Origin of the sequence: Solwaraspora sp. WMMD1047, assembly GCF_029626155.1 — a bacterium.
Taxonomy (GTDB): domain Bacteria; phylum Actinomycetota; class Actinomycetes; order Mycobacteriales; family Micromonosporaceae; genus WMMD1047.
The window spans coordinates 6520550-6537603 of the sequence record NZ_JARUBL010000001.1 but is presented as its reverse complement, the minus strand read 5'-3'; the positions used below and the strand labels follow the sequence as shown (position 1 = coordinate 6537603).

At 70.9% G+C, this 17054-nt stretch carries 15 protein-coding genes and 1 tRNA gene; 9 read left to right on the top strand and 7 right to left on the bottom strand.

Features of this window, described 5'->3' with window-relative positions; all coding sequences use genetic code 11:
* Positions 1 to 6 precede the first annotated feature (6 nt).
* The 5 genes from O7627_RS29900 (at position 7) to O7627_RS29880 (ending at position 4110) form a co-directional block, all read left to right on the top strand.
* Complete coding sequence (locus O7627_RS29900) at positions 7 to 981, top strand: UTP--glucose-1-phosphate uridylyltransferase (RefSeq protein ID WP_278096794.1); 975 nt, start codon at positions 7 to 9, stop codon at positions 979 to 981.
* A 13-nt stretch (positions 982 to 994) separates the two neighbouring features.
* The gene (gene glp / locus O7627_RS29895) at positions 995 to 2326 is read left to right on the top strand and encodes a gephyrin-like molybdotransferase Glp (protein WP_278096793.1); all 1332 of its coding nucleotides are present in this window, start codon (positions 995 to 997) and stop codon (positions 2324 to 2326) included.
* Positions 2323 to 2961: a GNAT family protein gene (locus O7627_RS29890; protein ID WP_278096792.1), complete on the top strand. Its 639-nt coding sequence runs from the start codon at positions 2323 to 2325 to the stop codon at positions 2959 to 2961. Before glp ends, O7627_RS29890 begins: the two co-directional genes overlap by 4 nt.
* A 167-nt stretch (positions 2962 to 3128) precedes the next feature.
* Positions 3129 to 3947, top strand: a complete 819-nt coding sequence (locus O7627_RS29885) for a hypothetical protein (protein WP_278096791.1) — start codon at positions 3129 to 3131, stop codon at positions 3945 to 3947.
* 89 nt (positions 3948 to 4036) lie between these two features.
* Positions 4037 to 4110 (top strand) — tRNA-Ala (locus O7627_RS29880).
* A gap of 376 nt (positions 4111 to 4486) precedes the next feature.
* Here O7627_RS29880 and O7627_RS29875 read toward each other — a convergent pair.
* From O7627_RS29875 to O7627_RS29860, 4 genes are all read right to left on the bottom strand, one after another.
* Positions 4487 to 4840 (bottom strand): hypothetical protein, encoded by a 354-nt coding sequence (locus O7627_RS29875; protein WP_278096790.1) that lies wholly within the window; start codon positions 4838 to 4840, stop codon positions 4487 to 4489.
* A gap of 154 nt (positions 4841 to 4994) precedes the next feature.
* Positions 4995 to 5615, bottom strand: a complete 621-nt coding sequence (locus O7627_RS29870) for a hypothetical protein (protein WP_278096789.1) — start codon at positions 5613 to 5615, stop codon at positions 4995 to 4997.
* Between the two features lie 222 nt (positions 5616 to 5837).
* Positions 5838 to 6869 carry a Rieske 2Fe-2S domain-containing protein gene (locus tag O7627_RS29865; protein WP_347404688.1) on the bottom strand — a complete coding sequence of 344 codons (1032 nt, stop codon included), beginning with the start codon at positions 6867 to 6869 and terminating at the stop codon, positions 5838 to 5840.
* A gap of 53 nt (positions 6870 to 6922) precedes the next feature.
* Positions 6923 to 7753, bottom strand: a complete 831-nt coding sequence (locus tag O7627_RS29860) for a cytochrome c (RefSeq protein ID WP_278096787.1) — start codon at positions 7751 to 7753, stop codon at positions 6923 to 6925.
* 303 nt (positions 7754 to 8056) lie between these two features.
* On the opposite strand from O7627_RS29860, the gene O7627_RS29855 reads away from it, so the two are divergent.
* The 3 genes from O7627_RS29855 to O7627_RS29845 all read left to right on the top strand — a co-directional run bounded on the left by O7627_RS29855 (position 8057) and on the right by O7627_RS29845 (position 11148).
* On the top strand, positions 8057 to 8740 hold the full coding sequence (locus O7627_RS29855) for a hypothetical protein (protein WP_278098485.1): 684 nt from the start codon (positions 8057 to 8059) through the stop codon (positions 8738 to 8740).
* A 306-nt stretch (positions 8741 to 9046) separates the two neighbouring features.
* Positions 9047 to 10252, top strand: a complete 1206-nt coding sequence (locus tag O7627_RS29850) for a low temperature requirement protein A (protein WP_278096786.1) — start codon at positions 9047 to 9049, stop codon at positions 10250 to 10252.
* Between the two features lie 116 nt (positions 10253 to 10368).
* The gene (locus tag O7627_RS29845; RefSeq protein ID WP_278096785.1) at positions 10369 to 11148 is read left to right on the top strand and encodes a formate/nitrite transporter family protein; all 780 of its coding nucleotides are present in this window, start codon (positions 10369 to 10371) and stop codon (positions 11146 to 11148) included.
* 132 nt (positions 11149 to 11280) lie between these two features.
* On the opposite strand, the gene O7627_RS29840 is transcribed toward O7627_RS29845, so the two are convergent.
* Together O7627_RS29840 and O7627_RS29835 are read right to left on the bottom strand one after the other, a co-directional pair.
* Entirely contained in the window at positions 11281 to 13758 is a 2478-nt protein-coding gene (locus O7627_RS29840) for an ABC transporter permease (RefSeq protein ID WP_278096784.1), read from the bottom strand.
* Between the two features lie 53 nt (positions 13759 to 13811).
* Positions 13812 to 14522, bottom strand: a complete 711-nt coding sequence (locus O7627_RS29835; RefSeq protein ID WP_278098484.1) for an ABC transporter ATP-binding protein — start codon at positions 14520 to 14522, stop codon at positions 13812 to 13814.
* Between the two features lie 467 nt (positions 14523 to 14989).
* Here O7627_RS29835 and O7627_RS29830 point away from each other — a divergent pair, with 467 nt between their 5' ends.
* Entirely contained in the window at positions 14990 to 15682 is a 693-nt protein-coding gene (locus O7627_RS29830; protein ID WP_278096783.1) for a response regulator transcription factor, read from the top strand.
* A 158-nt stretch (positions 15683 to 15840) separates the two neighbouring features.
* Here O7627_RS29830 and O7627_RS29825 read toward each other — a convergent pair whose 3' ends face one another.
* Entirely contained in the window at positions 15841 to 17022 is a 1182-nt protein-coding gene (locus O7627_RS29825; RefSeq protein ID WP_278096782.1) for a monooxygenase, read from the bottom strand.
* Between the last annotated feature and the right edge of the window lie 32 nt (positions 17023 to 17054).

Sequence of the window (17054 nt, the reverse complement as noted above, 5' to 3'; positions counted from 1 at the left end):
CGCGACATGCCGGAGCATGCAGCGACCTCAGCGACGAACTCCTCCTCGACCCCCACGACCCCAGCGCCGACCGGGCGACGAGCGGTGAAGGCGGTCATCCCCGCCGCCGGTCTGGCCACCCGGTTCCTGCCCGCCACCAAGGCGGTGCCGAAGGAGCTGCTGCCGGTGGTCGACCGGCCCGTCCTGCAGTACATCGTGGAGGAGGCCGCCGCGGCCGGCATCGGCGACGTACTGCTGATCACCGGCCGGGGCAAGACGTCGATGGTCGACCACTTCGACCGCCAGCCCTACCTGGAGCAGCGCCTGGAGGAGAAGGGCGACGCCGCGCGGCTCGCCGCCGTCCGCCGCCCCGCCGAGCTGGCCGAGATCTACACCTGCCGGCAGGGCGAGCCGCTCGGCCTCGGCCACGCCGTCTCGTACGCCGAGTCGCACGTCGGTGACGAGCCGTTCGCGGTGCTGCTCGGCGACGAGTTCGGCGACCCTGCCGACCCGCTGCTCCCCCCCATGCTGGAGCTGCAGTCCCGCACCGGCGGCATCGTCCTCGCCTTCGGCGAGGTGCCCTGGGAGGAGACCAAGCGGTACGGCATCGCGTCGGTCACCGAGGCCGAATCCGAACTGACCGACCTCGGCGAGGTGGTGAAGGTGACCGGCCTGGTGGAGAAGCCGGACCCCGCCGACGCCCCGAGCAACCTGGCCGTACTCGGCCGCTACATCCTGCCCGGCCACATCTTCGACGCGATCCGGCGGACCGGCCCCGGCAGCGGCGGCGAGATCCAGCTCACCGACGCGATGGCCACCCTGCTCAAGGAGGGGACACCGGTGCACGCCATCGTCTACCGCGGCACCCGCTACGACACCGGCATGCCGCTGGGCTACCTGCAGGCGGTGGTGCAGCTGGCCTGCCAGAACGACGACCTCGGCGCCGAGTTCCGGCAGTGGCTCGGGGAGTTCGTCGGCACGTTCGCCGGGCGCAGCACATGACCGGGGTGACAGTGTGACAGCCACGGCCGACGCCGAGGCGGCCGCCAACGAGCTGACGCCGCTCGCCGACTACCTGGGCAGCGTACTGCGCAGGTTACGCGCGCTGCCCCCGCTCGACCTCGACCTGACCCAGGCGTACGGGAACGTGCTCGCCGAGAACGTCACCGCGCCGCACTCCTTCCCGGCGTTCGACCAGGCCGCCATCGACGGGTACGCGGCCCGCTGGGAGGACATCTCCGGAGCCGGCCGGGGCGGCGGCTTCCCGCCGGCGGGTGGCCTCGGCCCCGGCCCGGCCCGGCTCGGCGACCCCCGGCCGGTCCGGCTCAACGTCGTCGGCGACCTCGGCGCGGCGAGCTGGCGGCCGGTCCGCCTCACGCCGGGATCCTGCTTCTCGGTCGCCGCCGGCTCGCCGCTGCCGCTCGCCGCCGACGTCGTCGTCCCGGTCGAATGGACCGACCAGGGCATGGCCGCGGTGGAGATCTTCCGCACCCCCAAGCGGGGGTACGGCCTGCGCCGGGCCGGCGAGGAGATCGCCGCCGGCACCCTGCTGGCCCGGTCCGGCAGCTACATCTCGCCGGCCCTGGTCGCCGTCCTCGCCGCCACCGGCATCGGCCACGTGGTGGTCCGGCCGAGCCCCCGGGTGGTGATCGTGGCCACCGGTGACGAACTTGTCGACGTCGGCCGGGGCAGCCAGCCCGGCCAGGTCGTCGACGCCAACTCGCACGCCCTCACCGCGGCCGCCGCCGAGGTCGGCGCGGTCGCCTACCGGGTCGGCATCTGCGACGACGACCCCGAAGGGCTGCGCGGCCTGCTGGAGGACCAGACCCTGCGGGCCGACCTGATCATCACCACCGGCGGCACCGGCACCGGGCCGGGCGACATGGTCCGGCGGATCATGTCCCGCCGCGACGGCGGGCGACCCGGCCCGGTCGTCTTCACCGACGTCGCGCTCTACCCCGGCGCCGCCCTCGGCTTCGGCACGGTCGGCGCCGAGGAGGTGCCGGTGGTCTGCCTGCCCGGCGACCCGGGCGCCGCGCTGATCGGCTTCGAGGTGCTGGCCCGGCCCGCCATCCAACTGCTCGCCGGCGCCGAACCGGTGTTCCGGCCGAGCGTGCGCGCCCACCTGCTGGAAACGCTGTCGTCCCCGGCCGGGCTGCGCGAGTTCCGCCCCGCCCACGTCGCCGAGCGGCGCGGCGGCGGCTACACCGTGCAACCGCTGCTCGGTGGGCCGTACACCCTCTCCGGGCTGGCCGAGGCGAACGGTCTGCTGGTTCTCGGCGAGCGGGTGACCACCGCGGCGGCCGGCTCCACCGTGGACGTGCTGCTGCTGGACCGGCGCCGATGAACCTCTCCGCGCCCGGCTGGCCCGTGGTGCTGCGGGACGGCCCGGTCGTGCTCCGCCCGTACCGGCGCTCCGACGCCGCCGCCTGGTCCGAGGTGCGCCGCGCCAACCAGCGCTGGCTGGCACCCTGGGAGTCCTCCCCACCCGGCCGCTGGGACGAGCTGAACTCCCCGTCCGCGTTCCGCTACGTGCACCGCGACCAGCGGCGCTCCGCCCGCCGGGGCGAGGGCATGCCGTTCGCGGTCTGCCTGCGGGAGAACGGCCGGGAACGGCTGGTCGGCCACCTCAACCTGGGCAACATCGTGCGGCGCGCGTTCTGCTCGGCGTACGCCGGTTACTGGGTGGACGCCCGGGCGGCCGGGCGGGGGGTGATCCCGACCGCGATGGCGCTCGCCGTCGACCACGCCTTCGGCCCCGGCGGCCTGCACCGGATCGAGGTCAACATCCGGCCGGAGAACGCCCCCTCCCGTCGGGTGGTCGAGAAGCTCGGCTTCCGCGAGGAGGCGTACCACCCGCGCTACATGCACATCGACGGCGCCTGGCGAGACCACATCGGGTACGCCATGACCAGCGAAGAAGTGGCCGCCGAGGGTGGTCTGCTGGCCCGCTGGCACCGGCTGCGCGCCGCCGCCTCCTGAGCCGGGTGCCCGGCGCGGCGTACGAATATCCTGGTGGGAGCCCCGTAACCTGAAGTAACTGGGACGTGCGGCAACCCCGGACCGGCCCTGTCGATCCTGCCGATCGAGGGCCACGGCGCGACAGTTCTCGCGCCCGCCGGGGTTGCCCGACAAGGGTGACGGGAGGGGTGAGGGTGCCGGCGTCGGTGCTCCTCGCCGTCCTCGCCGCCGCTGGTCTGCTCGCTCTCGCGCCGGCGCTGGTGCGCCGGTACGACGCCACCGAGCGGCTGGTGGCGGAGCGGGCGCAGTCGACGGCGCGGGTGATCGAGCGCCGCCGGCGGCGTCGTACTGTCCCGGGCCGCCGGCCGGTCAACCCGTCCCGGGTGCTGGTGGTCACGCTCCGGGCCGGCGTACCGCCGCAGGGGCAGGCCTCCGGCCCACCGGCGGGTCAGGTGTCCGCGCCGCCGGCCGACAACGGCGGCGGTCGGCGCAGCGGCCGGCTACGGTCGGTACCCCGGTCCGGGCCGAGGCCGCGTCGCCCCGACCGGCGGCACACCCCGGCGGTCTACCGCCGCCGCCGGGTCTTCGCCGCGCTGATCCTGCTCAACCTGGTCGAACTGGTGGGTGTGGTGCTGGTCAGCCCCGGTTTCTGGATCAGCTTCGCGGTCACCGCCGCCCTGCTGGGCGCGTACGTGGTGCACCTGCGCAACCGGGCGGTGGCCGAGCGCCGCCGCCGTCGGGCGCGGGCCCGGGAGGCGGCCTGGCTGGCCGCCCGGCAGGCCGAGGTACGCCGGGAGCAGGCGCGCCGGGCGGCGGCCCGCCGGGAGGCGCAGCGGCGGCTGGCGGCCCAGCGGGAGGCGGTCCGGCGTACCGCGATGGGTCTTGACCTGCCGGCCGAGCTGCCGGCGGCGGCCGGTGGTGGCCGGCCCGGGTCGGTCTCCTACCGGCGGTCGGGCGGGTTGCGCGGCCGCGCCTACGAGGCCGGCCGAGGCTCGCACTCCGCGTGACCGTAGGGCGCTGGGGCAGTTTCACGGCGGGTCGGGGGAACTGTTAGCCTTGTCCTCGGCCCGCCGGGTTTTCCCGGTCGGCGGGCCGGGGGGCTGTGGCGCAGACCGGTAGCGCACCTCGTTCGCATCGAGGGGGTCAGGGGTTCAAATCCCCTCAGCTCCACACCATTAAGGCTCTGACCAGGAGAAACGTTGGTCGGGGCCTTAAGTTTACCTATGTGATTTTGAATCACCCCCCGAAAACCTGAGCGCCCCACCAGACCGCCTGCGCCACCTCGACAAAGGGGGCCACGGCAGCCGGACGCGGGCAGGCTGCTCAGCGCGCCCGCCCTACAACTGCGGGTGGGTGTCCAACGGACCACACCCAGGGCAAACACGGAAATCTACCCAGTCCTCCCACTCCCGGTCGACCGGCTACCCGCCTGCGGCGGTAGGCGCTGCGGATCCGCGGGGGTGGGCGTCCGGGCTGAGCTTGCGGCCGTTCGTGAGCCTGATGTTGTCGAAGTGGACCTCGACGGGTCGGGCGTAGCGACGGCCGTTCACGGGGTCGTGGCGCATACCGGAGTGCCGTCGCGGCTGAGTTCCAGGTGTACGTCGAGGCCGGGGACGAAGCGTCCGTCGACGGCGTCGGCGACGGCGACCTCGAGGTGGGCGTTGGCGTCGTCGTCGGCCTCGCGCCAGACGAGGCTGTCGCCGTCGAGGGCGTACATGCCTTCGGCCTCTTCGTGGACGAAGCCGACGAGGTAGTCGTCGACCTGGGCGGTGTGGGCTCCCTCCTCCTCAGCCATGGCCTGCATGGCCTGGTGGTAGACGTTGCCCTGACTTCGGGCGACGTCGAGTTGTTCGCTGGTGGCCTCGTTGCTGGGTGCCATCGGTGGGTTGGTCTGCCTCATCGTCGCGTTCCTCCTCCTGCGTGACGGTGGAGCCGGGCCGGTTACGTGCGGCGTGCCTTTGTGCTTGCCAGCGCGGCGGAGCCGACACGGACGATCTGCGCCACCAACAGACCGTCGCGATCGACCAGCTGGTACGCCATGAGATGGATCCAGGTCAGGGTCGAGACTGCCGATCGGCGTTCCTGGGCCAGATCTTGGCGCCGACGGCACCCCCGGCGGCAGCCGCCACGACTGTCAGGCCGAGAACGAGCAGCGCGACCAGTGCGGCGTCCTGCGCCGCATCGGTGATGGCGGCAGGCAGCTCCTGTCCGGTCCCGACACGGCCGGTGCCGAACAGTTGACCGAACGCGCCGAAGCCGATACCGGCACCCACCGCGGACAACACCAGCAGCGCCACCATCGTGAGTGCCCACACCGTCACCCCCAGCAGCAACCCGTCGCGCGGACCTTGCCAACGTGACGCGGCACCGGCCGTTAGACCCCCGACGAACAAGGCGACAACGGCGGCCAGCAGGGACCACCACCAGGCGCTTTGGTCAGGGGCAGGATCGGGTCCGGCGGTCACCCCGGTCAGGGTCAGGGCGACCAGCAGCACCTCGAGCGTGATCCAGCTGGCGAGCGCGACGACGAAACCACCCCAGACCGGGCCACCGGTTATCCGGTCTCCCGCGCTACGTCGCATCGTAGGTGCGTCGATCTCAACGGCAGCCGGGACCGGCGCCGTTCTCGGAAAACGTCCCGTCTCGGCCATCAGTGACCGTTCCTCTGTTGCCATGCCAGCTTCCATCCCTTCCCGAGAAGGCCCGGTGTGACAACCGCGCCTCGTTGACCAGCGGAGGCATCGGTTTCCCCGCAACCGGCCAAAGTCACCTCGACCGCCGAACGAGACTGCTCGCGTTTTCGCGCCGCCGATGGCGAGCGGGGTGGCTCAGGGTCACCAGCCCTTGCCGGGCGCCGATGTGGGCGCTGGTGGCCGGGAATGCGGGGGCCGAAGTGGTCAGGGGCGTTCCCAGAAGTCGGGGCCGATGGGGTCTTTGTAGTCGGAGGAGGCAACGAAGAAGCCCTCGTCGTCGACCTCGATCGGTAGTTGGGGCAACGGCCGGCTGGCGGGACCGAAGACGGGTTTGGCGTTCTCGGTGATCAGGAACTGTGACTGGTGGCAGGGGCACAGCAGCCGGTTTGTCTGCTGCTCGTAGAGGCTGGCGGGGCAGCCGGCATGGGTACAGATTTTCGAGTAGGCGATGTAGTTGCCCCACATCCAGTCGGTCTTGCCGGCCTCCTCATTGTTTTCGCGAGCCTTGAGCGCGTCCTCCGGTCGTAGGTGGATGAGCAGGGTGACCGAATCGGCGTACTCGTTGCTCGTCCCGCGCGGGATGCCGGGAAAGACGGTGACCTGCCCACCGGGCAGTAGGTCCGCCGGACGCACGGCGCGCCCGTCTTCCCGCACGAGACGGATGCTGGTGATCGCGCCCTGGTCGTCGGCGGGGGCGAAGCCGGTCTGGTAGAGCTCCCGGTCGGTGTGTGGGTTACGGATGAGGCCGCCGATCAGGGGGGTGGCGGCGACCACACCGACCGGGACGAGCCCGGCGAGCAGGGACACGCCGAGCAGCGGCCGCCGTTTGATGCCGAGTTCGTCGGCCATGTGCAGCATGGTCTGCCCGGTGATCCGCCGCTCCTCGGGGGAGACAGCACCCTCGTGGCGGTCCTGGATGGAGACCTCCTTGGGCAGCAGCTTCTTGCCCCACACGAGAATGCCGAACCCGACGCCGAGCAGCGCGATGCCCAGCGTCACCCCCAGCAGGGGGGTGTAGTACTCCTCGACGTCGGCGACCAGACGGTAGCGCCACGGCCACCAGATGAACACCGCCAGGAACGCCAGCGAGGACAATCCGGCGACGGCGAACAGCGCCGCGACGGTACGTGTCAACCGGCGCTCGGCCTTCGAGCCTGGCACCACCTGTGGTTCGTAGTGGACGATCTCGACATCGTCCCGGCGGGCGCCCTCCCGGACGATGTCGAAGCGCGTCATCGAGGGATCGTTGACGTCGAGGGGTTCCCGGCTCTGCTGGGCAGCATGCACGCTCACGACTTGCCCGCGATCCAGAGGCTGGCGAAGACCAGCGCGACGATGCCGACCAGGAACACCGCCAAGCCCTCGGTCGACGGGCCGTAACGGCCCAGGTTGAACCCACCCGGGTCGTGGTCGGACTGGATCACCTGCTGGATGTAGGCGATGATGTCCGCCTTCTCCTGCGGGGTCAGGGTGTTGTCACCGAAGACCGGCATGTTCTGCGGGCCGCTGAGCATCGCCGCGTAGATGATCCGGTCGCTGGCCGGGTAGAGGCTCGGCGCATACTTGCCCGACGACAGCGCCCCGCCACCTCCGCCGAACGCGTGGCACTGCGAGCAGTTGATCCGGAACAGCTCACCCCCACGGGCCAGGTCGGCGTCCTCGACCAGGCCGTCCACGTCGTCCGGCACCACCGGACCGACCCCGAGCGAGTCGATGTACGCCGCCAGTTGCCGTACCTCCTCGTCGGAGTACTGCGGCGGCTTGCGCGCCGCCTGCGCCTCCTGCCGAGCCAGCGGCATCCGGCCCGTGCCGACCTGGAACTCCACCGAGGCGCCCCCGACATTGATCAGACTCGGACCTCGTCCCTCCACCCCGCCGGCACTGCGGCCGTGGCAGGTGATGCAACCGACCTCGAACAACGCCTCACCCGCAACGGCAGCAGCGCTCAGCCCCGGTTCCTCCTGCGCCCGGGAGGCCGGCGCGAAGAACGCGTACACACCCCCGGCCAACAGCAGCGCCACCACCAGCCGAACGCTCGCGTTGAACCGCCGGCGGGCCTGCCCTGTCAGCCACGGGCGTTTCCAGGCCCGGCGAGGGCCTGGGCGCGGGGCCTTTCCCATGCCGTCCTGCCTCCCAATGCGAATTAGGGCGAAAGATCTGGTTAAGCCAGTTTAGGTATCTCTGCTGCTACGCGCCGGTGAAACCGCAGGCCGCGTTGCATGTGAGGGCCCGGCCGGCGCGGTCCGCAGGGCCGGCCCCGGCGGTGGTGGCGCCTCGCGGGCGGACCACTCCGGCAGGTGACATCCCGCAGTTCGGCGTGTGGGCGAGGCTCCGGCACAACTAGCCTTGAACGGCGGTGTGTGCGGACACGGCCCCCTCGACTGGTGGACGGAATCGGGCGAGACCAGGAGGAGGAGACCGACGTGATGCGCTCGATCAGGCATTCCCGGTGGGTGGCTCTGCTTGTTGGTGGCGTGGCGACAACGGCCGGTCTGATGCTGTCCGGATGTAGCGCTGGCCAGATCGCCGAGACCGCCAACAAGGTGCCGTCGGCCCAGGGTGTCAACGCCGAGACCGCCAACGGCGAGTACGCCATCCGCGGCCTGCTGCTCGCCTTCCCTGGCCTGGACGGCTACGAGGCCGGCGACAACGCGATCATGAACGTGGTCATCTACAACGACTCGCCCAGCCCCGTCACGGTCACTGTCACCAGCCAGGACGCGCGCGAGGTCGTCATCGCCAACGCCGAGCCGGCCGCCGGAACAGCCGTGTCGCCGACCGAGATCCCGTTGACCACGCCGCCGCCTGCCGGCACCGACTCGCCGCGCCCGGATGCCCGCCCGACCGGCAGTCCATCGCCCTCCCCGTCGGCTCGCCCGGCACGCGTGCAGATCCCGCCGCTGGGTCATGTGCAGCTCAACACGGAGGCTGAGCAGGTGCTGCAACTCGTCGGGCTGGACGAGTCGCTGCGCTCTGGGCAGAACGCCTTCGTCACGTTCGACTTCGGTAACGGCTACACGGTCACCGCTCCGGCGCCGGTTGCCGTGCCACTGAGCCCGGCGGGTCCCCCTTCCCAGATCATCGAGCGCGAAGACGGCTCTCCTTGAACCGGGGCGTCGCCGCAGATGATCAAGGACGACCTTTATCGGCGCTCTCGGGGGCACCGCCAACGCCGAGCGGGGCGGCGGCCAGACCCAGAAGGACCCCCGTCCCAGGGGCGTCAGCCCGCAGGATTACAGAAGGTGCCCGGCAACCAGACCTCGTCCCGATACTTTCAGCGTCGGGGCGAAAGGCCGGTGGAGTAGCTGCATGCGGCGGCTGGTACGGCCCCGTCCGGCTGGGAGCCGAGCCGGCGTGAGGGCCGGTCTGGGTGCCCGGGAGCCGGTGCCGGTAGACGGGTGGTGACAGGTTCAGTGGCAGTCGATACCGGTGCAGGTGAGAAGCGTCGCGCCGATTTCCTTGAGCTGTTCTTTGACCTGGTGCTGGTCTTCTCACTGTCGGGAGTCGTTTCGCGGGTCGCGCCGGACCTGTCCGCCGAGACGTTCATCCGACGGTGGGCAGCACTGCTGTACGTCCTGGTGCTGGTTGTGCCGATCATGTGGCTGTGGACGACCACCGCTCACATCACCAGCCGATTCGACCCGCGCCGGCGGGCGGTCCAGGCGATGGTGCTGCTCACCGCGTTCGGCGCGGTGTTCATGGCGTCGGCACTCCCGTACGCGTTCCACTCCCGCGGCTGGGCGTTCGCCGTACCGTACGTGATCCTCCAGGTGGGGCGACCGCTGGTTCTCACCCGGCTGGTGCAGCACCCGGCACTACGAGGTCTCTACGCCCGGTCGGCGATCTGGTTCACCGTCTCGGCCGTGCCGTGGCTGGGGGGCATGCTGGTCCAGGACGCAGCCCGGCTCGGCCTGTGGTCACTGGCCATCACGATCGACCTCGTGTCCGCGCGCTACTCCTGGCCGGTGCCCGGGATGAGCCGGGAACTGAACGACGCGTGGGATCCCACCAAGACCCATCACCTCGCCGACCGGTACGAGCAGCTGTTGCTGATCGCGCTCGGTGAGAGCGTGCTGGCCCTGGGACTCACCTACACCGACACCCCGGTGTCGCTGGCCACGACGCTGGCACTCGTGGTCGGCTTCGCCACCACGGTCCTGCTGTGGCGGATCTACTACTACCGTGCGGGACAGGTTCTCCCCGAAGCCGTCGACACGGCTCAGGACCGCGTCCTAGCCGGCCGACAGCTAGGACGCGCTCACATCATCATGGTGCTGGGAATCGTGTACGTGGCCGTCGGCTACGAAATCGTCGTGACCCACTCCGTCGACCACGTACGCCCGGCCTGGCTGGTGCCCGTCCTGGGCGGGCCGATTCTCTATCTCGCCGGCCGGATCGGGCTGGAACGGGTGGTCTTCGACCGGGTCGCCCGGCGCCGGCTCGTCGGCATCGCCGCCCTGGCCGCCGCCGCACTCCCGCTGGCCTTCACCACACCGCTGATCGCGGCCACCGGCGTCCTGACCGTTCTGCTCGGCGTGGCCCTGGCCGACGCTCGACACGCCCGGGGCCGACCACCGGAACCTCCGTCACCACCCACCGCCCGGACGACGCGGACCTGAGCCGGCGCGAGCGCGGCACCACCCGGCGTGACCAGCATCCCGGAGGTCCGGCTCCTTAGGTGTCCAAGCAGCCAGCGGGGCCGCATCGATCACGACGGCGGGGGTAAGCAGCCCGAATGGTACGAGCCCCCTCTCCTGAGGAGATTTACGACAGCTCCCGCGCCGAGGGCGAGCGCCGGCTGTCCATGGGCGCGCTGGAGCAGGCATCCACCGGCTTCATCGCCGGGGTCACCATCGTGTTCGGGATCGTCGCGCTGGGCGTGTCCCGGGAACTGGCGGCACCCGATTTCGCCTCCGGGGTGGGGCAGTTGGTGGGAGCGCTGGCGTTCGGCATCGGTTTGGTCTTCGTGGTGGTCGGGCGCACCGAGTTGTTCACCGAGAACTTCTTCGACCCGGTCGCCGCCGCGGTGGCCCGTCGGCGGCTCGCCGCCCTGTGGCCCCTGGTGCGGCTGTGGCTGCTGGTGCTCGTCCTCAATTTCGTGGGTGGTGCGGTGATGGCCGCCGTGTTCTCCGTACACGGGACGCTGCCCGGTCGGGCGCACCACACCCTCGCGCTCGTCGCCGAGGAGATCGCCGCCAAGGGAGGGCTGGCTACCTTCACCCGGGGCATCGCGGCCGGGACCCTGCTGACGCTGCTGTCGTACCTGCTGCACGCGGTGAACTCGGTAGGCAGCCGGATCGCCCTGGCGTACGTGGTGGGGTTCTTCCTCGCCCTCGGCCCGTTCGATCACGTGGTCGTCTCCGGGCTGCACCTGCTGTTCGGTATCTGGCTCGGCGCCCCCGTCTCCTACGCCGACCTGGGGCTCAACGTCGTCCTCTCCGGCGCCGGGAACCTGCTGGGTGGACTGCTGCTGATGACGTTGACGCACGCCGTGCAGGTCAAGGGCAGCTCCTAGACCCACCGAGGCCCACAACGATCGGACCGACGCCTGGCGGTAGCCGGGCGTGCCTCTCCGGAGCCGACGATGCAGGTCCAGCCCACCGGGACCGGTCCTGGGCCGCCCGGTTCAGGCGCAAGGACGGGCGCATCAGCGGTCCCGGCCCGCCAGCTCGAGCACGGGCACCCGGGAGACCCGGTACGCGGGCCACGCCGCGGCGACGACGCCGGCTGCGACCGCAACGGCGAGCGTCACTGCGAGGCGGGACCACGGTACGACGACGAATGGGATCTCCGCGCCACCGGTGACGTCGATCAGCGCCCAGCCGAAGCCGACCGCGACGGCGATACCGATCGATGCTGCCACGAACGACAGGAGTGCCACCTCGAGCCGCACGATTCGACGCAGCTCCCGGCGAGTCGCGCCGACCGCTCGCAGCAGCCCGAGCTCTCCAGAGCGTTCATTGATCGCGAGCGCCGTGGTGTTGGCGACTCCGAGGAGCGCGATGAAGCTCGCGAGGATGAGCATCCCGTCGATGAAGTTCCGGAACGCGGCGATTTCGCTCCCGCTGTTGGCGACGTGTTCTGCCCGGGTCTCGAAGAACGACCCGGGCGTGGCTCGGACCAGCGCCCGCACGTCTTCCGCTGCGTCCGCGGCCGCTCCGTCGGCGAGGTCGACGAACAACAGAGCGTCGAGCAGACTACCGACCGAGGCGTCGAGTGTCGCACGGTCGAGGAAGTACAGAGGGGCTTCGAAACCGCCGGTGCTCCTCGCTACCACGGCAACGATCGGCGCCTCGAGTGTCGAGCGTTCGAACTCGATCGCGAGCGTGCCGCCGAGCAGCGTCGGGTCGTCGCCGACCACGGCCACGCCCCCCTCGCTCAGGTCGGCGAGGTCGCCGGCGATCGGGTCGAGGTCGAACATGGTGGGCAGTGCCGTCGGGTCGATGCCGCCGATCGCCTCGGCTTTCCCGGCCACGATCCCTTCGGCGATCGACAGCGCGGCGACTGCGTCGACGTCGGGCAGCGTTGCGATCCGGCCGGCCAGAGCGGGGTCGATCGTCGGGAAGTCGGCGGTCGCCGACGTGACCACCAGGTCCGCCCGCAGCCCGTCACGAACGTCCGTCCCGACCGCGCTCGTCAGTGAGCTCGCGAAGATCGCGAACATCGTCACCAGCGCGGTGCCGAGCATGAGCGCGAGCGCCGTCGACGCCGATCGACGAGGGCTCGCAGCCAGGTTGCCCGCCGCGATCGAGCCACCCACGCCGGCGGCGCGGCGGGCCACCCGAGCGCTCCCACGCGCTGCGGCGGTCACGATAGCCGGACCGCACAGCACGAGCGCCGGGACGATGGCAGCGACGAGCACGACCCACGTCGCGCTCGAGCGCACCACAGCCACGGCTCCGCCAGCGATCGCCACCGCCGCGAGCACGAGCCCGCTCGCAGTTCGTGCCGGGCTCACGACCCGGGGTTCCGCCGCGCTCTCGCGCAGCGCCTCGATCGGCGGTGTCGCCGCGGCGCGGCGAGCCGGGATCCATGCCGACAGGATCGTTGCGCCGATACCGACGGCCGCGGCGACCGCGATCGAGGTCGTGCTCACGATCGACGGGCCGGTGAGCAACGTGATCCCGGCGAGTCCGACGAGCCAGCGCAGCGCGCCCACTCCCGCGACCCCGCACACGAGGCCGGCGAGCGTGGCGATCGTCCCGACGAGCGCCGCCTCGATCACCACTCCGCCGAGCAGTTGACGTCGTTCCGCACCGATCGCCCGCAGCAGCCCCGACTCCCGCCTGCGGCGGGCGACGGTGAGCGCGAACGTGTTGAAGATGATCGTCACACCGATCAGCACCGCGACCACGGCGAAGGCCAGGAGGAACACGGTCAGAAACTGCAGTGGGGACGTCGCGGCGTTCTGCATCGTCCGGATGTGGTCGGACCCGTCGATGACCTCGGCATCGGTCAGCGTCGACAGTCGGCCGAGCACCTCGGCGCGGTCGGCGTCGTCCGCGACGTCGACGAGCACCTCCGTCGGTGCCGCAGTGTCGAGCCAGGCGGACACCGCTGCGTCGGGCAACAGAACCGTTCGCTGCAGCGGTGCCGCGTCCGCCGACGCGAACGTCGCGACGCCGGTGATGGTCGCGTCGTGCATCCCCGTCGTGGTCAGGACCTGTACGACGTCGCCAGGAGCCAAGCCCGCGTCACCGGCGAGCGATCGGTCGATCACGATCTCGCCCATCTCGGTCGGTGGTCGTCCGCTCGCGAGCCGGAACGGATTGAGCTGCGGGTCGGCGACCCAGTTGCGACCGACGTCGCTCGCCGTGCCGGTTCCGACCGACGATCCGTCGACGACCAGCTTCGCGAAGCCGACCCATTGCGAGGCGGCGCCGTCGACGCCATCGACCGTAGCCACGCGCTCGGTGATGTCGGGATCCAGTGATCGCCGAACCGACCTTTCCGGATCTCCCGGCCCTCCGCCGGGCTCGCCGAGGCCGACGCCCTGCACCACGGCATCCGTCCCGGCCAACGCTTCGGCGATGTCACCGGCCGCTCGACCACGCATCGAGTCGGACAGCACCAGCGTCGCGACGAGGAACGCCACCGACAACATGATCGCCGTGCCCGTCAGCACGAACCTACCCCGACTCGCGACCACGCTGCGAGCCGCACTCCGCATCATCTGGCTCATCGCCCCAGACCCTTCATCACGTCGATCACCGAATCGGCCGACGGGTGGTCCATCACGCCGTGGACTCGGCCGTCGACGACGAACACGACGTGGTCCGCCCAGGCAGCGGCGTTGGGATCGTGCGTGACCATCACGATCGACTGGTGGTGCAGATCGACAGCTGATCGCAGGAATCCGAGGATCTCCTGTCCGGACCGGGTGTCGAGGTTGCCGGTGGGCTCGTCGGCGAAAACCACCTGCGGCTGGGCGACCAGCGCCCGGGCGACGGCAACTCGCTGTTGCTGGCCACCCGAGAGCTCCGTCGGCCGATGATGCATGCGATCACCGAGGCGTAGCAGCGACACGACCTGATCGAGCACCGCGATGCTCGGCCGGCGCCCCGACAACGTCATCGGCAGGCAGATGTTCTCCTCGGCCGTGAGCGTCGCCACGAGATTGAATGCCTGGAAAACGAATCCGATCCGTTCTCGGCGCAACCTGGTCAACTCGCGATCGTTGAGCGTCGACAGATCGGTGTTACCGACGAATGCGCGGCCCGACGTCAGTTGATCCAACCCCGCGGCACAGTGCATCATCGTCGACTTACCCGAACCCGATGGGCCCATCACAGCCGTGAACTTCCCTGTGGGGAACGCGATGGTGACGTCGTCGAGCGCGACGACGGCCGACCGGTCGGAGCCGTATCGCTTCACGGCGCCGACGAGCATGGCCGCGGCGTGGTCAGCGTTGGCTGACAGCGCGCTCCCGGACTGCCGATCGACGACCGTGGAACCTGGACGTGCGGACACGAGACCTCCGATGAGTTGCTGGGCAGGTTTGGGTGAGGGATTCCGTCGCTTCTCTCAGGCCTACTCATACCGAGCGAACCTGAGGCGACCGTTAATGCGGCGCTCAGGCCGGTTGGCCGATCCAGGAGCCCAGCGCACACCAACGGGGTGACGTCGAGGCCCTACCCGGCATGTGGGAGTACGACGTCGGCGGCCTGCGCACCGTACGTCACTGGTTCTAACCGTCGTCTCAGGTTCGCTCGGTATGAAGTGGACATCGTCGGGCGACACGGGCCTCGGCCTCGCCGGCATGGCCGAATGCGCCGCGCTCTACGGCGGCACGGTCAGCGCCGGCCCGCACCGGACGGTGGCTGGACCGTACACGCGACCCTGAAAGGCAGCCATTCATGATCACTGTGCTCGTGGTGGACGCCCAGCCGCTGCAGCGCTTCGGGTTTCGCATGCTGCTGGAGAGCACCGCAGACACCGAGATTGTCGGCGAGGCCGAGAACGGCGCCGAGGCCGTTCGGCGGACCACCGAGCTGCATCCCGACGTGGTGGTGATGGGCATCCGCATGCCGGGCATCGACGGGATCGAGGCCACCCGGCGCATCGTCGCCGCCGGCGGGCGTTCGCGGATCCTGGTGCTGACGTCCGACGTGGACCGGTCCGCGCTCGCCGCACTGCGGGCCGGGGCAAGCGGCTTCCTGCTCAGGGACACCCGACCGGAGGAGCTGCTCGCCGGCATCCGGGCCGTCGCCGCCGGGGACGCGGTGATCGCGCCGGCCCTGACCCGGCGGCTGCTCGACGCGATCGCCGACCGGCTCGACGATGATCTCTGCGGGGCCGTCCGGCAGGACCCCCGGCTGGACTCCCTGACCGACCGCGAGCGGGAGATCCTCGTCGCCATCGGCCACGGCCTCACCAACGGCGAGATCGCGCAACGGTTCACGCTGTCGGAGTCGACGGTGAAGACCCACGTCGGGCGGGTCCTCGCCAAGACCGGCGCACGGGACCGGATCCAGGCCGTCACCCTCGCCTACGATCTGAGACTCACCCGGCCGGCCGATGTGGCGCTTTCGTCGGGGGCGCGACCGTAGTTCCCAGCCGCACCGCTGCGGGCCGATCCGCTCGGCGGGATCGACCGCTCCGCTGCCGGTCCGCCTGCAGCCGCCCGCGTCGCCGCCGTACGTGTGTGAGCTCAGACCTGCGCTTCGGCTTGTTGACCTCAGTGAGCTCACACACGTTCGACGTTTCGTCAGGACTTGCGGGGGGAGACCGTCATGATGCCGATGCACATCTCGTCGCCGGTGCCGTCGCCCCACACCACGTAGCGCGGTGGCAGCTTCTTCAGCTGCGGCAGCTGTTTGCGCAGCCCCACGTCGTGCGTACACGTCACCCGCAGCGTGTCCCCCGGGCCGACCTCCACCGGCGACGGCAGCTTCACCATCCGCTGGTTGTCGAAGTCGAACTGCGGCACGTCCAGCAGGACCTTGGCCTTCGGCGTGCCCGGGTTGAGTTCGACCTTCAAGGACCGCCCGAGCATGTGCATGTGTCCGAAACCGGCGAACACCGTCACCGGCTCCTCCACCTCGTGGTCGCAGGACTGGGTGTCACCGGGCTTCGGCACGCCGCCCTCGTTGCACTCCTCCGCCTGACGGTCCGCGAACTCGCCGACCTCCGGCCCGAACCGCTTCGTCACGTCCGCGATCGAGGCCGCCCGGTCACAGAGCGGACCCGACTCGTCGGCGGCACAGGGCAGGTCGGTCGGCGCGTCGAGCGACCAGGTCTCGAGTTCCCGGGTCTGCGGCGTGCCGTCCGTCAGCCGCAGCCGCACCGCCGAGCGGTCCGACCCGCCCGGGTTGCCGTCGGTCGCGAGCAGGTTGTAGTGCATCTGGAGGACGACCAGGCTGCCCGGCTCCAGCTTGAAGCCGGCGTCCTGGTCGAGCAGCGTCTCCGTGGCGCCCGGCGCCCAGGTGTCCACCCACGCCGCGCCCGGGTCGGCGCCCTCGTCGTCGCCCTCCACGTCGGCGCCGTCCACACCGGTTCCGCCGAAACACTGCCAGCCGGGACCGGGAGTCTTCGCGTCCTGCTCGCGCACCGCGGCAGCGCCGCCCGGCGGCACCGCGTACACGATGCCGTGGTGCGCGATGGCGACATTCTCCGGCATGACCTGGGTCCCGGTCAGAAACGCCACCTTGGTGAGGCCCGGATCGAGCACCTGGCACCGGTACTCGTCCAAGCCGCCCTCCGTCGGTGCGGGCGTGTAGGCCTCGGGCATCTTCAGGTCGACGAACCGCTCGCCGGCGCGCAGCGGCTGCGGGGGAGCCGACGACGTGCCCGCATGCGCGCTGTGCGGGCCGGACGCGGCGGGCGCCGCACTCTTGTCGGCATCTGACCCGCAGGCTGCGACGGCAGCGATCGCCGTCACCAGCGCCATGGTGGCCGTTCCAAACCTCCACCGTGGACTTC